This window comes from Paraburkholderia sediminicola (genome assembly GCF_046026855.1).
Classification (GTDB): Bacteria; Pseudomonadota; Gammaproteobacteria; order Burkholderiales; family Burkholderiaceae; genus Paraburkholderia; species Paraburkholderia sediminicola_A.
Genome location: NZ_JAQQET010000024.1, coordinates 60,202 through 77,201 on the forward strand (window position 1 = coordinate 60,202; position 17,000 = coordinate 77,201).

The 17,000-nt window shown below is 57.0% G+C and carries 16 protein-coding genes; 10 read left to right on the forward strand and 6 right to left on the reverse strand.

Features of this window, described 5'->3' with window-relative positions:
- Positions 1–81: 81 nt before the first annotated feature.
- On the forward strand, positions 82–2,592 hold the full coding sequence (locus PQR40_RS24925; protein ID WP_408226663.1) for a glycoside hydrolase family 127 protein: 2,511 nt from the start codon (positions 82–84) through the stop codon (positions 2,590–2,592).
- Between the two features lie 203 nt (positions 2,593–2,795).
- On the opposite strand, the gene PQR40_RS24930 is transcribed toward PQR40_RS24925, so the two are convergent.
- On the reverse strand, positions 2,796–3,599 hold the full coding sequence (locus PQR40_RS24930; RefSeq protein ID WP_408226665.1) for a FadR/GntR family transcriptional regulator: 804 nt from the start codon (positions 3,597–3,599) through the stop codon (positions 2,796–2,798).
- 292 nt (positions 3,600–3,891) lie between these two features.
- On the opposite strand from PQR40_RS24930, the gene PQR40_RS24935 reads away from it, so the two are divergent.
- The 9 genes from PQR40_RS24935 (at position 3,892) to PQR40_RS24975 (ending at position 12,565) form a co-directional block, all read left to right on the forward strand.
- The gene (locus PQR40_RS24935; protein ID WP_408226668.1) at positions 3,892–4,791 is read left to right on the forward strand and encodes a cupin domain-containing protein; all 900 of its coding nucleotides are present in this window, start codon (positions 3,892–3,894) and stop codon (positions 4,789–4,791) included.
- On the forward strand, positions 4,766–5,185 hold the full coding sequence (locus PQR40_RS24940) for a nuclear transport factor 2 family protein (RefSeq protein WP_408484607.1): 420 nt from the start codon (positions 4,766–4,768) through the stop codon (positions 5,183–5,185). Before PQR40_RS24935 ends, PQR40_RS24940 begins: the two co-directional genes overlap by 26 nt.
- Before the next feature lie 178 nt (positions 5,186–5,363).
- On the forward strand, positions 5,364–6,227 hold the full coding sequence (gene hpaD, locus PQR40_RS24945; protein ID WP_408389865.1) for a 3,4-dihydroxyphenylacetate 2,3-dioxygenase: 864 nt from the start codon (positions 5,364–5,366) through the stop codon (positions 6,225–6,227).
- Between the two features lie 36 nt (positions 6,228–6,263).
- Positions 6,264–7,184 carry an ABC transporter substrate-binding protein gene (locus PQR40_RS24950; RefSeq protein ID WP_408389867.1) on the forward strand — a complete coding sequence of 307 codons (921 nt, stop codon included), beginning with the start codon at positions 6,264–6,266 and terminating at the stop codon, positions 7,182–7,184.
- A 313-nt stretch (positions 7,185–7,497) separates the two neighbouring features.
- Positions 7,498–7,680 carry a hypothetical protein gene (locus tag PQR40_RS24955; protein WP_408510034.1) on the forward strand — a complete coding sequence of 61 codons (183 nt, stop codon included), beginning with the start codon at positions 7,498–7,500 and terminating at the stop codon, positions 7,678–7,680.
- Between the two features lie 80 nt (positions 7,681–7,760).
- Positions 7,761–9,140: an MFS transporter gene (locus PQR40_RS24960; protein ID WP_408226680.1), complete on the forward strand. Its 1,380-nt coding sequence runs from the start codon at positions 7,761–7,763 to the stop codon at positions 9,138–9,140.
- Between the two features lie 63 nt (positions 9,141–9,203).
- Positions 9,204–9,635 (forward strand): GlcG/HbpS family heme-binding protein, encoded by a 432-nt coding sequence (locus PQR40_RS24965; protein WP_408510035.1) that lies wholly within the window; start codon positions 9,204–9,206, stop codon positions 9,633–9,635.
- 586 nt (positions 9,636–10,221) lie between these two features.
- Positions 10,222–11,499, forward strand: a complete 1,278-nt coding sequence (locus PQR40_RS24970; RefSeq protein WP_408337626.1) for an MFS transporter — start codon at positions 10,222–10,224, stop codon at positions 11,497–11,499.
- A gap of 259 nt (positions 11,500–11,758) precedes the next feature.
- Entirely contained in the window at positions 11,759–12,565 is an 807-nt protein-coding gene (locus PQR40_RS24975; protein WP_408510062.1) for an NAD-dependent epimerase/dehydratase family protein, read from the forward strand.
- Positions 12,566–12,620: 55 nt separating this feature from the next.
- Here PQR40_RS24975 and PQR40_RS24980 read toward each other — a convergent pair whose 3' ends face one another.
- From PQR40_RS24980 to PQR40_RS25000, 5 genes are all read right to left on the reverse strand, one after another.
- Entirely contained in the window at positions 12,621–12,845 is a 225-nt protein-coding gene (locus PQR40_RS24980; protein ID WP_408389873.1) for an Arm DNA-binding domain-containing protein, read from the reverse strand.
- A gap of 54 nt (positions 12,846–12,899) precedes the next feature.
- Positions 12,900–13,988 carry a fatty acid desaturase gene (locus PQR40_RS24985; RefSeq protein WP_408510036.1) on the reverse strand — a complete coding sequence of 363 codons (1,089 nt, stop codon included), beginning with the start codon at positions 13,986–13,988 and terminating at the stop codon, positions 12,900–12,902.
- 112 nt (positions 13,989–14,100) lie between these two features.
- Positions 14,101–14,877, reverse strand: coding sequence for a CDP-diacylglycerol diphosphatase (locus tag PQR40_RS24990; RefSeq protein ID WP_408510037.1), 777 nt, complete (start codon positions 14,875–14,877; stop codon positions 14,101–14,103).
- A 66-nt stretch (positions 14,878–14,943) separates the two neighbouring features.
- Complete coding sequence (iaaH, locus tag PQR40_RS24995) at positions 14,944–16,398, reverse strand: indoleacetamide hydrolase (RefSeq protein WP_408389879.1); 1,455 nt, start codon at positions 16,396–16,398, stop codon at positions 14,944–14,946.
- Between the two features lie 201 nt (positions 16,399–16,599).
- Complete coding sequence (locus PQR40_RS25000) at positions 16,600–16,815, reverse strand: DUF6566 family protein (RefSeq protein ID WP_408226701.1); 216 nt, start codon at positions 16,813–16,815, stop codon at positions 16,600–16,602.
- Positions 16,816–17,000 lie beyond the last annotated feature (185 nt).

The window sequence follows — 17,000 nt, forward strand, 5'->3', positions numbered from 1 at the left end:
GCGATAACTCATTCTCAGTGGTCCTGTTGAGGTTATGCGTTCCCAGATTGAAAAATTAGATTTATGAAAAAAGGAAGTCGTATGTCAAATATATCGCGCCGGGAAATACTCAAAGGATTCGCTCTGGCGGCCATTCCGATGGTCACGGGAGTCAGAGCGCAAGGTTTAAAAAGTTCGTCTGCAAGTTCCTTCACCGCCAATTACAAGATTGCCGAGAAGGTGGGAGACTGTCTTCAGTCGATCCCGTTTGAGTCGCAACAAATCGGGGGAATATTCGCTGACCGGATGCGCACGAATGTGGAATCTCGGCTTCTCAGAGTCGACGAGGTTGCGCTTCTGAAGGGCTATGTTTACCCTCGACCCAATGTCTCTGGATTCGCAGGTGAGCATACGGGCATGTTCCTCGACGCCGCCTCCAATGTCCTGGAATATAGCGACGACGCCAGAATGAAGGCTCTCGCTGATCGCATGGCCACGACTCTGCTATCGGCGCAGGAATCCGACGGATATTTGGGCGCCTGTACACCATCCCATCGTCTGAAGGGAGTGGATGTCTGGGTTCTAAAATGGAATCTAACCGGGCTTCTTAGTTACTACGAATTCACGGGTGATGCGAAGTATCTTGCAGCCTGCCAGAAGGTTGGGGATTTACTCTGTCGCACGTTCGGAGAGGGGCCAGGGCAGATCGACCTTCCTCATGACGGGGATAGTGCGATGGATGGTGACTCTGGCGGAGCTCCAAGGCCAGCACGTCGCGACGAGGGCCATCAATCGTTCATTGGTCAGCATAATTCAGCCATATTGGAGCCTATGTGCCGCCTTTATCGACTAACGGGTGAGCCACGTTATCTGGAATTTTCACAGTATGTGATTCGTTTCTATGCTCACCCGCATGGGTCGGACATTGTGCAGTCTATGCTAAAGCAGGGAAGCGTGACTGCCACGGGTTCGGGGCACGTCTACTCCATGTTGTCAAACTTCAACGGTATTCTGGATCTTTACCGATTGACTGGCGAGCAAGAATTGCTCATAGCTGTCATGCGGGCATGGGAAGACATTCGGGGCAATCAACGCTACGTCACCGGTGCAACGGGTAGCAGTGAGTTCTTTCCAGTGGATAAGCAACTGCCGTCCTTATTTTCTTCCAATGTCGGCGAATGCTGCGCCACAGTGACCTGGCTACAATTGAACTGGCGACTCTTTCGCCTGACGGGCGAAGCGCGTTTTGGCCAGGAGATTGAGCGCGCTGTCTACAATCACCTGCTCGCTGCTCAGGATCCTCACAACGGTGATATCGCTTACTTCACATCGCTGACCGGCCATAAGGAATTTCGTTCTTCGATGGTCTGCTGCCTCTCCAATGGACCCCGGGGCATTTCTCTTATTCCACAGTGGGTATGGGGAGTGGAGAAAGACGCTTTTGTCCTTAATTTATACACGGCGGGCGTCGCATCGTTCGCAATGAATGATGTTCCGGTAAAGATTGAATCGCAAACGGAATTTCCACTAGACGGAAATGTAACTTTAAGAATAGACCCCGATCGCCCTGTCCCATTTACCGTCCGACTTCGCGTGCCGGAGTGGGCTGAGGACTTTGAGGTGAAAACCGGCACGCGAACCCTCCACGGTGTTGCCGGGCAAATGCTGGATGTGACTCAAATCTGGTCGAGAAACAGTGCGCTAAAAATCCGCATGAAGATGACGGTTTCTTTGTTGCCTGGTGGTTCAAGTTACCCTGACTACGTCGCCTTGCGACGCGGCCCCCAGATCCTCGCTCTGGAGAAGCGACTGAACCCTGAGGTGCCCTATCTGGAAAGAACTGCACTCGTACAGCACTCGCAGGAGGTTTCAGCAACACCGATCACGGCACCTATCGACTGGGCTGGCCGTCAGGTATATGAAGTGGATGGAATTGCTTTGAAACCAGACGCTTCGGGAAAGCTTGCCCCGAAGCGAAGCCGGCTTCGCTTCGTTCCCTTTGCAGACGCAGTGGAGTATCGCGTCTGGACCATGAAATCAGGCGAGCTACCGCGGGAGGCGCCCGCAATCACGGCGTTTGCCAGAGGCTGGGCGTCCACGCAGGGCATTCGGGTGAATGCTTACAACAGCACTGAGGCGCTGACGGACGAGAATCCGCGGACCTTCTGCGCGGTTGATCCGACAGTCATCTCCTCAATTGCGAGCATGGTTGAAGGCGCCAGGGGCAAGAAGGACGATCCGGTCTGGTTCGCGGTCATGCTCGAGCAGCCGGAGACGATTACACGCGTGGTTTTCCGGCACGGGGCCTCCACAGCAGAGGGAGGCTGGTTTGACACCTCCGGAGGCAAGCCGCGCATCCAGGTCACACGAGTACATCGAGGTACCACCCCATGGATGTCGAGGGATCCCTTGCCTCTCAAAGATTCAGACTGGATAACTGTCGCAACGCTGGAGGACTACCCCAAGGTAGATCCAGCGTCTTCCCCTTCTGCAACCGACCGGCAGGTGTTCGAGATATCGCTGCCGACGCAGATCCACGTATATGGAATCCGTATTGTGGGTCGGTCTGCACGAGACTACGTAACGTGTGCGGAGTTAAGCGCCTCTGCATAGGACGTACTGTCACGTTGCCAATTAGACGGGGAGACGGTGAAAACAACCTGCGTGACGGGAGGCGTCCAATCGCATCGCATCCCCGCCCAATTGGCAATTTCGTTTTAGGACAATCGCTTCTCTCCTAACGCGATCGGCAGCGCGGTGTGGGTATCGCACTGCCTATTTTTGCAGCAATACCATCGTGCGCCTTCTCATCACGATCAGACAGATTTGCCTTTAAGAAGAGAGCTAAGAAATGTCGACGTTACCGTGTCCGCAAGTGTCACGCTCGAACTGTGCTGGGCAACGATGACCTTAAGGGCACGCTCGTGATAAGCACGTGCGGCCGTACCGGCCTCGTCGGCATCCTTCTCCTTGATCGCATTAACGAGACGTCGCCGCTCCTTCGTCAGACGTCCCGTGGTTTTGCGCAAACTCTCCAGAGATCCTCCTGAAAGCGCCTTGGCGAGACCAACCTGTATTTCCGTGAGGAACCTGCACAGCGCCGCCAGCAAAGCATTCCCAGACGCAAGGGCCAACGCGTCGAAAAATTGAGTTAGCCCAGTGGTAATGATGTCGACGTCATCTCCACGTTCAATCTTGTCGAGCGCTTGCTGCATACCGTCGATTTCATCGTCAGTGGCATGCGTTGCGGCAAGCTCGGCGGCGTAGCCGGTGAGCGCGCCTAAAACGCCGAGCACTTGTGACAAGCCGATGTGTTCGAGCTGGATCATTGAGCGCAACGAGAACGCGATCAGCTGATCGGTTTCTGCGGTCACATAAGCACCGCTACCGTGCCTGACCTCGATAAGTCTCGCCGTTGTGAGACCCCTTACCGCCTCCCTGATGGTGGCTCCGCTTACGCCATAGCCAGCGGCTAACTGTTTCTCTGTAGGTAGCTTCGCGCCACGCGGAAAGTGCCCACTGAGAATACTTTCCCGGAGGTCCTCGAGTATCTGATCGGCGGCGTTACCTCGATCAAGTCGCTTCGTTGGTTGCCAGGCGGAAACAGGCGTTTCGTTCATGAACTTTCCCTTTCTCTACGTGAATCAATATACTATACTCAACATGTCACCTAGTGACTTTTGAGCGGGTGACTTGGTATCCGTATGATATCCCGATATTGCCCTGACTCACTTGTGGGATGAATGACGGTGCATACGCGCGGTTGGCACTACGGCCAGCCTGGATCCTGCTTGTCAAGGAGACATTCAGCCTGAAATATCGGGCCGAAGTGTCATTTCTAATGCCGCTGTTGAGGCACGGCCTACTGTTGCGCCGTTCACAGCATGCGACGGATCCGATAAAGGAGTAGCAGTGAAGATCAAACACTACAGCGATACTGACTGGCACAAGGACCATCCCAGCGGAGCAGTGGTATTTCAGTATTGCCTTGAGGGAGACCCGCGTTCCAGGGAGAATTTCATGTTGACCCTCGGCCGTCAGGACGGTGACTTTTTCATGCCGAGACACCGGCACAATTTCGAGCAGATTCGCTTGCCGTTGAACGGCGATATGACTATTGGTGAAAGGCTGAAGCTCAAAGAGGGACAAGTCGGCTACTTTCCAGAGGGGTTGCCATACGGTCCCCAGGACGACCCGCTTGGAAACACGCCGCCAGGGCGCCGGCTGCAACTGGTTCTGCAGTTCGGCGGCACGTCCGGATGCGGCTTCATGAGCATGAGTCAAAGACTCGCCGCAAGGGACGATCTGGCGAAGGAAGGGGAATTTGTGGGTCCCAATTACCGCCATCCAGGCGGAAAGATGGAGTGGGGTCTCAATGTGATCTGGCGGCATGTCTTCGGCGAGCGCCTCAAATACCCCATGCCGCGCTATCCAAAGGTGGTCATCGCCGATCCCGCCCGCTTCAACTGGATTCCGACACCGGAGACGGTCGGTGTATCCAGCAAATTCCTCGGTGCCTTCTCGGAGCGGGCCGCATGGATTGAAATGGTAAAGCTCGCGCCGGGCTCCAGCTGGACGTCTACTCACGCCACTGCGGTACGCCTGCTGTTCGTGGTTAGCGGCGCCGGTGTCATCGGCGCCGAATCAATCGCCCCCTACAGTTCCGTGCAGGTCGAGGCAGGTGAGACGCTCAACCTGCACAGCAGTGACGAAGTCCAGATATTTCTCATGGGTTTGCCGCCGATCGTCATACCTGCCGATAGCGAAGCCGAATTCGAACTCGTCGATGGAGCAGCCCATGACAAGGTCTGACCTTTCGCCTATTGAGCGCCTGCTCAGCGATTTTTCGTTTTATGCGGATCGCGGAGACGGCGCGGCGCTGGCAGAACTGTTTGTTCCTGATGGCGTTTTATACGTGGGGGGGCAGAAACTGGAGGGGCGCGAGAAAATTGCCGATGATTGCAACCGACGCGCTCTGCAGTCGGATCGCAAAACCCGGCATATCTGGTCCAATCTTCGCGTTGAGCGCGCAGACCCAAACACCGCGAGCACGACAGCCGTTCAGCTTACCTTCGAACAACGCGATACCGATACACCGACGCAATTGCGCATCAGCGACCTGTTTGATGAACTGCAGAAGGGCGTCGATGGCGTCTGGCGCTTCGCGTGCCGCACGATCAACCGTGAAATGGCATTCAGCATCTAAGGTCTCGATGGGATGCGTTCAGGAAAATTAGCAACGCTAGTAAAGACTACTTCATGCGATTACGTCCGATATAAATCATACACGGCAAGCCAGATCCTTTGGCTCAATGGAAACTGCCTGTTTATCTGTGGCCAGAGAAACTAGAAATTTTGGACTAAACCAATCAAAGGAAGTCGAAATGGGAAAACTCGCTTTAGCCGCGAAGGTCACTCACGTTCCGTCGTTGTATTTATCAGAACTTGACGGCCCGTACCACGGTTGTCGTCAGGCGGCCATTGACGGCCATCGTGAGATTGGCCGACGCTGCCGCGAACTTGGCGTGGATACCATCGTAGTGTTCGACGTGCACTGGCTTGTGACGAGTGAATATCACATCAATTGTGCGCCCCGGTTCGACGGCGTCTATACGAGTAACGAACTACCCCACTTCATCAAGAACATGCCATACGGTTGTCCTGGCAACGTAGCGCTCGGTCATCTTATTGCGCAGGTGGCAAATGAAATGGGTGTCAAAGCCAGGGCACATAGCGATACCACACTCGACCTCGAATATGGCACGTTGGTTCCCATGCGCTATATGAATGGGGACGAGCATTTCAAAGCCGTATCGATTTCCGGCTGGTGTATGTGGCACGATCTTGCGACCAGTGCGCGCTTTGGTCTCGCAGTGCGTAAAGCGATTGAGGAGCACTACGACGGCACGGTTGCGATTCTCGCGAGCGGCTCGCTCAGCCATCACTTTGCCGATAACGGCACAGCTGCACAGTTCATGGATAGAGTCTGGGATCCGTTTCTGGAACAAACGGACCGCACGGTAGTCGGGTTATGGGAGGCAGGTGACTGGAAAACATTCTGTGAGATGCTTCCGCTTTACAGCCAGAAGTGTTGGGGTGAAGGGGGTATGCATGACACCGCGATGCTATTGGGAGCCCTGGGCTGGGACAGCTACGAGAGCAGGGTCGAAGTTATTACGCCGTACTTCGGTAGCTCGGGAACCGGTCAGATCAATGCCATTTTCCCCGTTACGCCACTTTCTGTTTAACCGCAAATTCACACTGCGATAGCACCTCTTCTTCGGGTGTTGCGGCTATTTGAACAATTGCAACGTGGTGTGCGGGGCAATCGTTCAGACGACATAAAAAAAGATTCTGCAAACTTTCAACTTAAGAAAGCGGTGACGCCGAACGGATGCGAAGAGCACATGCTCCGTAGCTATGCAGAGCGCGGTATCATTTTTTTTACGACGAGGCATCAATCAGTGGATCAGGACGCTCTTTCCCAGCTCACGCCACACGGCGTGCTGCGTGTAGGAATTAATCTCGGCAACTTTCTGCTGGTTTCCGGCAGGGATCCGTTCGGTTCCCCTCAGGGTGTCGCGCCGGACCTGGCTCGAGAAATTGCTGTGTGCCTGGATGCGCCGCTCGAGTATGTGTTGTTCTCTTCACCTCGCGAACTCGCAGACGCAGCAGAAAGTAGCGTCTGGGACATCTGTCTGATCGGGGCCGAGCCGACGCGAGCTCAAAGCATTCTCTTTACGTCTGCCTATGTCGAGATTGATGCGACTTATCTGGTGCCGAGCGGCTCGCGGTTGCGCTCGATTGAGGAAGTTGACCAGTCGGGCGTGCGCATCGCCGTTGCTGCGGGAAGTGCTTATGACTTATGGCTCACGCGTCACATCCAGCATGCCGAACTGATCCGCACCGATACACTCGACGCCTCCTACGCGTGTTTTGTCGAACAAAAACTCGAGGTCCTTGCGGGACTCAAGCCACGCCTGCTCTCGGATGCTAAGGAGTTGCCCGGTGCCCGTGTGCTCGACGGACGTTTCACGGCCATTCAGCAGGCGATCGGCACACCTCGGTGCAATGAAGCCGGCGCTGCTTTTTTGTGTGCCTTTGTCGAAGAAGCGAAGGCATCCGGTCTCATTGCACGACTCATCAAGCGACACGATGTTCGCGGCCTGAGCATCGCGCCGTCCTCCACGACACATAAGCCATAGTGGGCTAGTAGAACCTTGTGTTGTGTCAGTTGCGAACGCTCACCCTCGCTCAACACCAGTTCGACCTTCGGTTGTCCCATGGGCATGCCGGTATTTTCCGTTCCGCTCATACCAGCATGCCGCGTGAACATCGATTAATTAACGACAGAACGGAACGCTAGGGGAATACGCGGAGCCGGCCCTTGGCGGGTTTCTTTTTCCCCAATGCGTCAATATACTAAGGACACCATGTTGCTAGGTCACTTGGTGACATTTCATAAAAAGACCAAGTGTTATTAACGCATCGGTAAATAAAAAAGGGAGACAAATGGACATGAAGAGATTGCCCTGTCCGTCGGTGGCGGGCGGCGCCGTTGCAGTCGAGTCGGCGTGTGCTTGCGAGCAGGGTTACCCGGGTTGGTCGATGCAGCCCGAGGCTGATCTGGGAATGATCGCGGCACTCGCGGCGCCGCCGGAGTTCTACGATTTTAATCAAACAGACCCGCCTCGTGAGTGAGTTTCAAATTCCAGGTGTTCGACGAACCACTATCGTCGAAGCAGCCCGAATTGCATAGATGCCCGCGCGAAGGAATACATATGAAGTCCGCTGTCAAACTTGACCTGGAGTCGGTCATCGACTCCAGACGTGTGAGTCGTTTTCAGATCGTCATCATGGCGCTTTGCGCGCTGGTGGCAATGATGGACGGTTTCGATACGCAATCGATCGCCTTCGTCGCGCCGGAAATCGTGACAGCCTGGCGCATTGCCCCTTCGACCTTCGGTCCGGTGTTTGGCTCGGGCCTCCTGGGCGGTTTGATCGGTGCGATTCTTTTCGGCGGAGCCGGCGATCGCTTCGGGCGCAAGCCGACCTTGCTATTGGCCGTGCTGCTCTTCTCGATCGGATCGCTGATAACGCCGTTTGCTGCGTCGATCCCGTCACTCATCGCGGTTCGATTCATCACGGGTCTCGGTTTGGGTGGGGCATTGCCAAGCTTCATCTCGCTGACATCGGAATATGCACCCAAACGAGCGCGTTCGACCCTCGTTGGGTTGATGTTTTGCGGATTCCCGCTTGGCGCGGTAATCGGCGGTTTCGCTTCGGCGAAGCTCATCCCTTCGTTCGGCTGGGCAAGTGTCTTTGTGGCGGGCGGCACGCTTCCGATGTTGGTAATGCCATTTTTCATGGCATTCGTTCCGGAATCCGTACGTTTTCTGGCGTTGAAACGAGATCATGCGGCCATTTCAAACGTGCTGCGACGCATGGATTGCGCTGGCGTCTGGAATGGCGAATTCCCGAAACCCGCGCACCAAACTCGCGCACCGATCGCCAGCTTATTCAAGGAGGGCCGGGCCGTCGGCACCGTGCTGCTCTGGATTACGTTGTTTCTTAGTTTGCTGATGACCTATTTTCTCGTCAACTGGATTCCCGTGGTTGCGCGCCAAAGCGGGCTGGGGATCGAAAGCGCCGTGCGTGCTGTTTCGATGCTGAATCTGGGGGCATTTGCTGGCTGCATGGTGCTCGGATGGCTCGCAGACCGGTTCGGCACGGCCCGAGTTATCGGTTGCGCCTTCACACTTGGCGCTGTTGCTATCGGGCTGATTGGTCATGCTGGAGGAGTACTCGTCCTGTTATACACGTCCACGTTCGTAGCGGGCTTCCTCAGCATTGGAGCGCAGATGTGCACGGTCGCACTCTGTGCCAACTTCTACGACACATTCTTGCGCGCGACGGGTCTCGGCTGGTCGATGGGTATCAGCCGAATTGGCGCGATCGCAGGTCCGGTTCTGGGAGGCATGCTGCTCGGCGCGGGTGTCGCTCCGCCGACGCTCTTTATCGTAGCAGGCGTGATATCGCTCGGTGCGGCAATCACGGTGTTCATGATCGGCCATTATGTCTTGCGAGCCCGAGCCTCTCTTGCAGATTTACCTTCAAAGGGTATTTCAAATGATGAACTGCATAGACCGGTAGGCTATTAGCTACTCTAGTGATGAGATAGCCGGTATTGCAGCCGTATTTTTAACATTTTCTGGAGGTCCGTAATGCAACCGTTGTCGTTGATTCAGGCTTCAAAAATCGTCGATGCCTCGCTGGAACGGGCGCGTGAATTCAAATGCCAGCCACTGACTGTGGCCGTTCTTGACGCAGGCGGTCATCTGGTCGCTCTCAAGCGTGAAGACGGCAGCGGCATCCTGCGCCCTCAGATTGCTCAGGCAAAGGCGTGGGGTGCCCTCGGTATGGGGCACGGAGGACGCGCACTGGCTGAGCGCGCTGCTGCTGCGCCGGCGTTCTTTGCCGCGTTGACCGATATCTCTGGGGGGCGTATTGCGCCAGTGCCTGGTGGCGTGCTTGTGCGCGATGGTAGCGGGAATATCCTGGGCGCTGTCGGCATCAGCGGCGACCATCCTGACAAAGACGAGGCATGCGCCGTATTTGCGATCCAGAGCGTTGAGCTGATGGCTGACGGCGGATAGGATTGTCAGCCTGCGCAATCCCATCGAGATGATGGCTGAAGACTGGGCCGGCCGTCAGATATAGGAAGTAGATGGAATTGCTTTGAAACCAGACACTTCGGGAAAGCTTGCCCCGAAGCGAAGCCGGCTTCGCTTCGTTCCCTTTGCAGACGCAGCGGAGTATCGCGTCTGGACCATGAAATCAGGCGAGCTACCGTGGGAGGCGCCCTAACTGTCGCAACGCTGGAGGACTACCCCACGGTAAATCCAGCGTATTCTCCTTCCGCAACGGAGCGGCAGGTATTCGCGCCGACGCAGATCCACGTATCTGGAATCCGGATTGTGGGTCGCGCACGCCAGTGCGCCGACGCGCGTCAGGTTGCTCTGCCACACCAGTCACATGGCAGTACTTTGGATTCCTATGCGGTGATCCATGACAGACACAAAAAATATTAACGTTTGAAGCAACCCCGGAGTGCTTTCTCGACGATCGCCAGTCCAGCGATACTGCGCGGACGGAGCTTGAACACGTCCGATTTGATAAATCGACACAACAACAAAGTACGGGTCGCTTGACACCGTGCCGTTTGCCGAAATGGAGACGACTATGCAAGTCCAGAAAGAGAAGAGCGCAGCGCTGATTTATCTGATGCTGTTCTCAATGGTGATGATCAACTACCTTGACCGGGTCGCATTGTCCGTTGCGGCAAAGCCGATTGCGAGCGAATTCCATCTGAACCCCATCCAGTTGGGGTACGTGTTCTCCTCATTCTTGTGGAGTTACATTCCTTGCGCGCTTCTGTGCGGCGTCCTCGTGGACCGCTTTGGCGCCAGAAAAGTATGCGCTACCGGGATGCTGGTATGGTCAACTGCGACGATTTTTACCGGGCTTGCCAGCGGTATAGGCTCCCTGCTGGCTACGCGTCTCGTGATGGGTGCTGGTGAAGCAAGCTCCTATCCCAGCGGTAACAAGTTCATACGTGAGCATGTCCCGGTCTCGAAGTATGGCTTTGCAACCTCAGTCATGAATTCTGGTGCCTATGCCGGGCCGGCGGTGGGCGCGGTTCTGATTGCCTGGCTGGTGACGAGTGTCGGATGGCGCCTGGCGTTCTGTATCGCAGGTGCCATCGGCTTTGTCTGGGTGACGCTCTGGCTGCTCTGGTTCCGCAGAAACGGTAATGTGTCCGCTTCCGGCGTGGTTCCCATGACTCTCTCAGGTCGACGCAATGGCGTCGGGTTGAAGGGCCTTCTGCGTTCGGGGAGCATGTGGGGCATCACCTTGACACACGGATGCAACACCTACACGCAATATCTGTTTTTGACCTGGCTGCCGAGTTATCTGATTGCAGCAAAGGGTCTGGATATAAAACACGCGGCAGTCTTTACGGCGGTACCGTACGGGTGCGCGGTTATATTCGGCAGCCTGATCGGTAAGCTGAGTGATCGCCTTTTGAGGGGCGGCGACGTGGGATCAGGAAAGCGCCGCAGGATGGTTGCGGGGATGCTGTTGTGCGCCGCTACAATTCTGGCGATTCCGTTTATCGACAGCGTCTGGACGCTGGTTGCGGTGCTTTCAGTCACGCTAACAGGCATTGCTGCCGCGAACTCCCTTAACCTCGCCCTGATCAACGATCTGCTTGTCCATAACGATGACGCCGGAAAAGCCTATAGTCTTGCAATTGTTGGCTCCAACATGTTCGGCGTTCTTGCCCCGATCATCACGGGTTATGTGATTGCTATCACCGGCTCATATAACTACGCGTTTGTGGGGGCGGGGACTCTCCTTCTGTGCGGCGCCGTGATATCGCTAACGAGAACGCGCGAACGGATTGGTGTTGCGGAATCGGTAGCGTTACTAGACGAAACGTCGCCCATCACGCTTTAGGAAAACACCGATTCCTTAAGCGAAACTGTCATGATTTTTCGCGTAGAGACTGCGTTCAGCCAAGGACATCCGCGTGTCAATCGAAGGCAACGGTGCTCGACGCAACTACGTCTTCATCGAGCATGTGTGGCGTAGAATTTACGCGGATGCGGGACAACAAACCAGTCAATTCAGCAGCGAACGTTATAGCCACAGGTGGCGAACTTATGTCGTTGAAACAGGCGAGCAAGGCAGCCTGCAGGAACCGAACGGAGAGTACATGAAACGAGTTTTGATCATTGGCGCGGCGGGCCATATCGGTAAAGTGCTGCGTGCGGGGCTGCGCGGACAGTATCAACTGCGACTGGCCGATATCGCAAGTCAAGCGCCGGCAGGGCCGGGCGAAGAAGTTGTGGTTGCGGATATCACGCGGCTCCCGGACCTGTTACCGATCATGAAGGATATTGAGGTCGTTGTGCATCTTGCCGGTATTCCGGATGAAGATAGTTGGGCAAGAATACGGGATTTGAACATTGAAGGGTGCTACAACGTGTTCGAGGCAGCAAGACAGTCGGGTGTTAAGCGGGTCGTCTTTGCGAGTTCGAATCATGCGGTGGGTTTTCATCGACGAGACAGGATGATCGATGACACGGTTGCTGTGCGTCCCGACAGTCGCTACGGCGTGTCGAAAGTATTCGGTGAGGCTTTGGGGCGAATGTACGCGGACAAGCACGGTATGTCGGTCGCATGTATGAGGATCGGATCGTTTCGCCCGGACGATATTCCAGTCGTACCAAGGCACCTGAGTACATGGATTAGCCACCGCGACATGGTGCAGTTGACAAGGCGTTGCATTGACCATTCTGACTATCACTTCGTAGTCGTATACGGTGTGTCCGGCAATGTGCGCAATCATTGGGACAACGCAAATGTGCGATGGCTCGGCTATGCCCCGGAAGACAATGCCGAACAACGGGCGGCCCAGATTGTTGCGAGCGGAGAACCGGAAGACGTTCGCGAAGCAACGTTTCATGGCGGGTTCTATTGTCTTGCCGAATTTGACGGTGATCTTGACCGGATCAGTTAAGGAAGACGTGCTCAACTCATTTTCGATGCGCTGACTTTTTGCCTCCTGTGCAATGTCAGCATTGAAAATCTGGCAGGAAAACAAAGTCCCGAAAGGTGTTCCTGTTGTGTGCGATCGCCTGCTGTTGCAGTTGCTTCTCATAGGCCACGGGGTGGATGCCGAACGCCACCAACCTGGCCGCATCGATGCGACGTTGGCGGGCGTCGCTTATCGACAGATCAGGGAATCGCCCAAGGGTATAGTTGCAATCCTTGCCATCCAGCCGGTAATCAAATTCCACACCTTCGAAGCCAGGACCGGAACCCGCAGATACATCGAGTCGCGGTCACGGAGCCTAAAGGGCTTGTCTTGCGGTTTGGCGTTCAGCAGTAGTGGATGGGTGAACTTGATGGCGTTCTACTCGACGGATACCTACCGTGAGTTTTACCCGCAATTTACCCGCAAAACTGGTGGAAACCGGTGGATTTCTCTGGATGAAATCGGACGGATCCCCGTGCACAGGACGCGCAACCAGAGCGAATGCGTAAAGCCTCAACCATTCGCTGTAACCCCGTACAAGAAAGCCTCCCGAGCGTTCTATGTATTGCTCGCGGGACGTTTCATAGACCTCCCGAAGTGCAAACCACGGCACATGCGGCAAGTCATGATGAACCAGATGATAGTTGTTATTCAGGAACAGCAGACGCCAGAACCATCCTGCTTCGTTGATGACAGTACGATGCTCGTGCGCATGTGCTGCCCGATGTTCCTGAAACGAACGGATCGAGCCCAACGACAACGACCCATACCCCGCGCCGACGATAAAGACCCAAGCAGGCATTCCGCACACACGTTGAAGCCACACCGTCAGCACGGCTAACGCGGCCAGATGCGCGAGCCACATCGGCGCATCGCGCCAATCGCCGCGTTTGACCTTGTCGAGCGCATTCGCGCCCGTTGCCGCAACGGCAAAAGCCGGCCCGACTAACAGGCGTCCGGCGAACGTATTGCGAAACGTCAGCAGAGCGCGAATCGCAAAACCCGCACGTTGCCACACATGCTGACTGACGAAGTAGCTTTCAGGATCGCGCTGGGGAAGCGTCAGATGCGGATCGTCGTGATGCTGAAGATGCGAATCACGGTAGATGCCATATGGAAACCACACCGCGAACGGCGCGAATCCCAGCAGTGCGTTGAAGAGCGGCGAGCGGGTCGGATGTCCGTGCAGCAATTCGTGTTGCAGAGACATGTACCACGCGCCCAGCAGTGCCAGCAGCGCGGTGGTCAATGGCAACCCGAGCGTGCGCGCATGCGTCGCTACGCCAAACCATCCGCCATAGATCGTGACGATCAGCAGCCACGTTGGCCATTGGGTGCGCCATGTCAAGCTTGCCGCCTGCCGGGCGAGTGCTTTGCGTTGCGTGTCGTCGAGGTAAATCGCCATCGGCTGGATCGGTCGGAATGCAGGTTTAGACCGATCCTACGGACCAATTCACATGACTAGAACCATTTTGTTCAGCAATGCATCTGCAAAATCGTGCAAAGGTGGAGGACGCTCAACCACCGTCCGCCACACGGCAAGCATGATCGAGCAAGCCTTCCGCTGTGCCACTGCCGTTGTCGGCATCCAGGCCGCTATTCACGACGAGCCAGCCGTCCTTCTCCGCCGACGGCCCCGCACCGGTCACGAGAATGGTTTGCACAGCCATCGCCGCGACACCTCTATTGTCACGCGCGACGATGCGAAACGGATTGTTCGCCTGCGTGAGCGAGGTGACGCGCATGATCCGGTAGCGCTGTCCGTTGAGCGTGTCCCAACGCCACTCGTCAGGCGTGTCCTTCGCGTGACGCGCGAGCGCATCGCTCACGTCGCTGCGCATGCAATCGATATGGATATGCAACTGGTTTTGCGAGCGGCGGTATTGCGAATTGATTTCGATGCCGAGTTGATTGTCGGGTAAGGGCCGCTTGACGGACTTTTCGACGTAAAGCCGCGACGCCCATGCGTCGTCCCAGTAGTCCTGTGCATTCGGCGCCAGCACGAATGGGCTTTCTATGCCGGTGACACGGTCGGTCGGAATCAGCAGATGCTGCGAGCGACCGACGATGTCCTTGAGGATCACATAGCGTTTGTCGAGGTCCACGACCATGCATTGTCCCGGCGTGCCGGTGGCCTGTTGCGACGGCACGCAACGCAGATCGACGATTTTCCAGAGCGCGTTCGGATCGACTGCCGCAAGGCGTGCGCAGGAGGAGGCGGCAAAGGCGACCGCTAATGCGGCGACGGTTCGCAGAAGCGCTCGCCGAAGGCGGCTTGGTTTTGACGCGGTCATCGGCATGCGGATCGGCACTTTTTTATCGGAGTTTTCAACAGCATCTTTGACGGCACCGTCATGCCGTCAAAGCACCGGCGCCGGCAGCACGCCGAGCAATTGCTCGAATGCGACGCCGATCGCCAGCAACCGCCGATCCTCGCCGAGCGGTCCATCCAGTTCGAGGCCGACCGGCAAGCCGCTCGCGCTCATCCCCGCCGCCAGCGACAAGCCCGGAATACCTGACGTACTGGCCGGATCCGTATTGCGCAGGAACGCGTCCATCGTATCGATCGACGCGGCGCCATCGATCGATACTGTCGACGATCCGTTCAGGTCGTCGATCGGCACCGCGGTGAGGCGCGTGGTCGGGAACAGCAGCGCGTCGAGACGCTCATCCGCGAACGTCGCGGCGACATACTGCTGCAAGCGCGGCCGCCATTGTTTCAGTGCTGCGTCGTAGTGCGAGCCGAGCACGTCGGCGAGCACGCCATCGTAGATCGCGCGCACGTCAGGGCTCGCGATGCGGGCCGCCATGTCAGCCACTGTCTTCACCGGCGCATCGTTGGCGACGAGCCAGGCGAGCACGTCTTCGCGCGGTTCGTGGATCGCGATCGGCCCACCGACCTGGCCGTTCAAGGTTTCCAGTTCGCTCATTTCGACGGGCACGAAGATAACGCCCGCAACTTCGAGCCGCCGCAAGGCGGCGCGCGCGACTGCTTCCACCTGCCTTTCGAGGCCTTCCCAGAGTGGCGCGGGCAAACCGATACGCAAGCCGTTCAGCGCGAGCGTGGGCAGCGGTCCCGTTCCGGTAATCACGCCGTCGAGCAACGCGATATCGGCGACCGTGCGTGCCATCGGACCCACGGTATCGCGCGTGTGGCTGATCGGCACGACGGCATTCGGGTCGTGATAGCGCCGCTCGGCGCCGCCGTTGCCGACTGAGGGACGAAACCCCGCGATGCCGGTCAACGCGGCCGGAATGCGGGTCGAGCCGCCGGTGTCGGTGCCCAGACCCGCAGGCACGATGCGCGCGGCGATCGCGACGGCGGTGCCACCCGACGACCCGCCTGGAATTAGCGACGGGTCATACGGATTGCGCACCGGGCCGGCGTGGGGAGCGAGGTTCGTGCTGGTGATGCCGAACGCCAGTTCGTGCATGTTGGCTTTGCCGAGCACAATCGCACCTGCGTCCAGAAGCCGTTGTACCGAAGGTGCGTTCGTCTTCGGCACGAAGCCTTCCAGAGCGGGCGTGCCCGCCGAAGTCTGCAAGCCGGCCGTATTGATGTTGTCCTTCACGACGATGGGCAGACCGGCGAGCGGCAAGCGCGCTTTTGCTTCGGGCGGCAACGTATCGATGCGCTGCGCGGCGGCCAGCGCGCCGTCGAGGTCGAGCGTGGTGAGCGCATTGAGGGTTGAAAGCGCCGCCGCCCGTGCCAGCAGCGTGGCCATATAGTCGGCGGCTTTGAGGCGCCCGGACTGGATCGCTGCGACCGCTTCCGTTGCGGTCAGCGCCAACTGTTCATCAACGGTCCATGTCATTGCCGGCGTCCCCTTGAGCTGAAGTGACGCCTATTCTGGCACAGCCGCTTAAAGACCGGCGGCGCGTTAGGCAACGTGACTTTCGTTGGCAGGGTTGCCAGTCGCCGGATCATAGGGCGACGGACCTTCCGGTTCTGCGCGTTTGACCGGCTTGAGCGCCGCTATGGATTCTGCAAGCGCTATCGAATGGACCTTCTGCCGTTACTTGCGGCTGTCGATCCACATGCGTCCCCAACGGAACGCATAGGCGAGTGCGTGTTCTTCGTCGAAGAAGTAATCGAGTGCGTCGAACGAGTAGGCTTGACCCTGGCTTGCAGAGGTTTTCTCGATGGTCAGATTGGCGGCGAACAGGCCGTTAGGCAGCTGTTGCGCAACCGGTGCGACTTCGTAGCCCTTGTAGCGGATATTTGAATTCATGGTCGTGGCAGTGAGTGTGCCCGCGTGTATTGCTAAGGAGCCGGCGCGCGGGACGCAACCCTGTGCGTCAGGCAACCGGTGAGTGAGCGGGCAGGATCAAGCGTAGGCCGCGCCGCGCAGCGGGTGAACCAATCTTTCGTCGTAAGCAAATCAGCGAGGTTCGGGAACGGTCTTCAGGCGGCCGG

What these genes read in the sequence shown, in the direction of transcription:
- PQR40_RS24930 (WP_408226665.1), bottom strand. Translation starts at nt 3,599, where the DNA reads ATGAACGAAACGCCTGTTTCCGCCTGGCAACCAACGAAGCGACTTGAT.
- iaaH (WP_408389879.1), bottom strand. Translation starts at nt 16,398, where the DNA reads ATGACATGGACCGTTGATGAACAGTTGGCGCTGACCGCAACGGAAGCG.
- PQR40_RS24960 (WP_408226680.1), top strand. Translation starts at nt 7,761, where the DNA reads ATGAAGTCCGCTGTCAAACTTGACCTGGAGTCGGTCATCGACTCCAGA.
- PQR40_RS24985 (WP_408510036.1), bottom strand. Translation starts at nt 13,988, where the DNA reads ATGGCGATTTACCTCGACGACACGCAACGCAAAGCACTCGCCCGGCAG.
- PQR40_RS24925 (WP_408226663.1), top strand. Translation starts at nt 82, where the DNA reads ATGTCAAATATATCGCGCCGGGAAATACTCAAAGGATTCGCTCTGGCG.
- PQR40_RS25000 (WP_408226701.1), bottom strand. Translation starts at nt 16,815, where the DNA reads ATGAATTCAAATATCCGCTACAAGGGCTACGAAGTCGCACCGGTTGCG.
- hpaD (WP_408389865.1), top strand. Translation starts at nt 5,364, where the DNA reads ATGGGAAAACTCGCTTTAGCCGCGAAGGTCACTCACGTTCCGTCGTTG.
- PQR40_RS24940 (WP_408484607.1), top strand. Translation starts at nt 4,766, where the DNA reads ATGGAGCAGCCCATGACAAGGTCTGACCTTTCGCCTATTGAGCGCCTG.
- PQR40_RS24955 (WP_408510034.1), top strand. Translation starts at nt 7,498, where the DNA reads ATGAAGAGATTGCCCTGTCCGTCGGTGGCGGGCGGCGCCGTTGCAGTC.
- PQR40_RS24970 (WP_408337626.1), top strand. Translation starts at nt 10,222, where the DNA reads ATGCAAGTCCAGAAAGAGAAGAGCGCAGCGCTGATTTATCTGATGCTG.
- PQR40_RS24975 (WP_408510062.1), top strand. Translation starts at nt 11,759, where the DNA reads ATGAAACGAGTTTTGATCATTGGCGCGGCGGGCCATATCGGTAAAGTG.
- PQR40_RS24965 (WP_408510035.1), top strand. Translation starts at nt 9,204, where the DNA reads ATGCAACCGTTGTCGTTGATTCAGGCTTCAAAAATCGTCGATGCCTCG.
- PQR40_RS24990 (WP_408510037.1), bottom strand. Translation starts at nt 14,877, where the DNA reads ATGACCGCGTCAAAACCAAGCCGCCTTCGGCGAGCGCTTCTGCGAACC.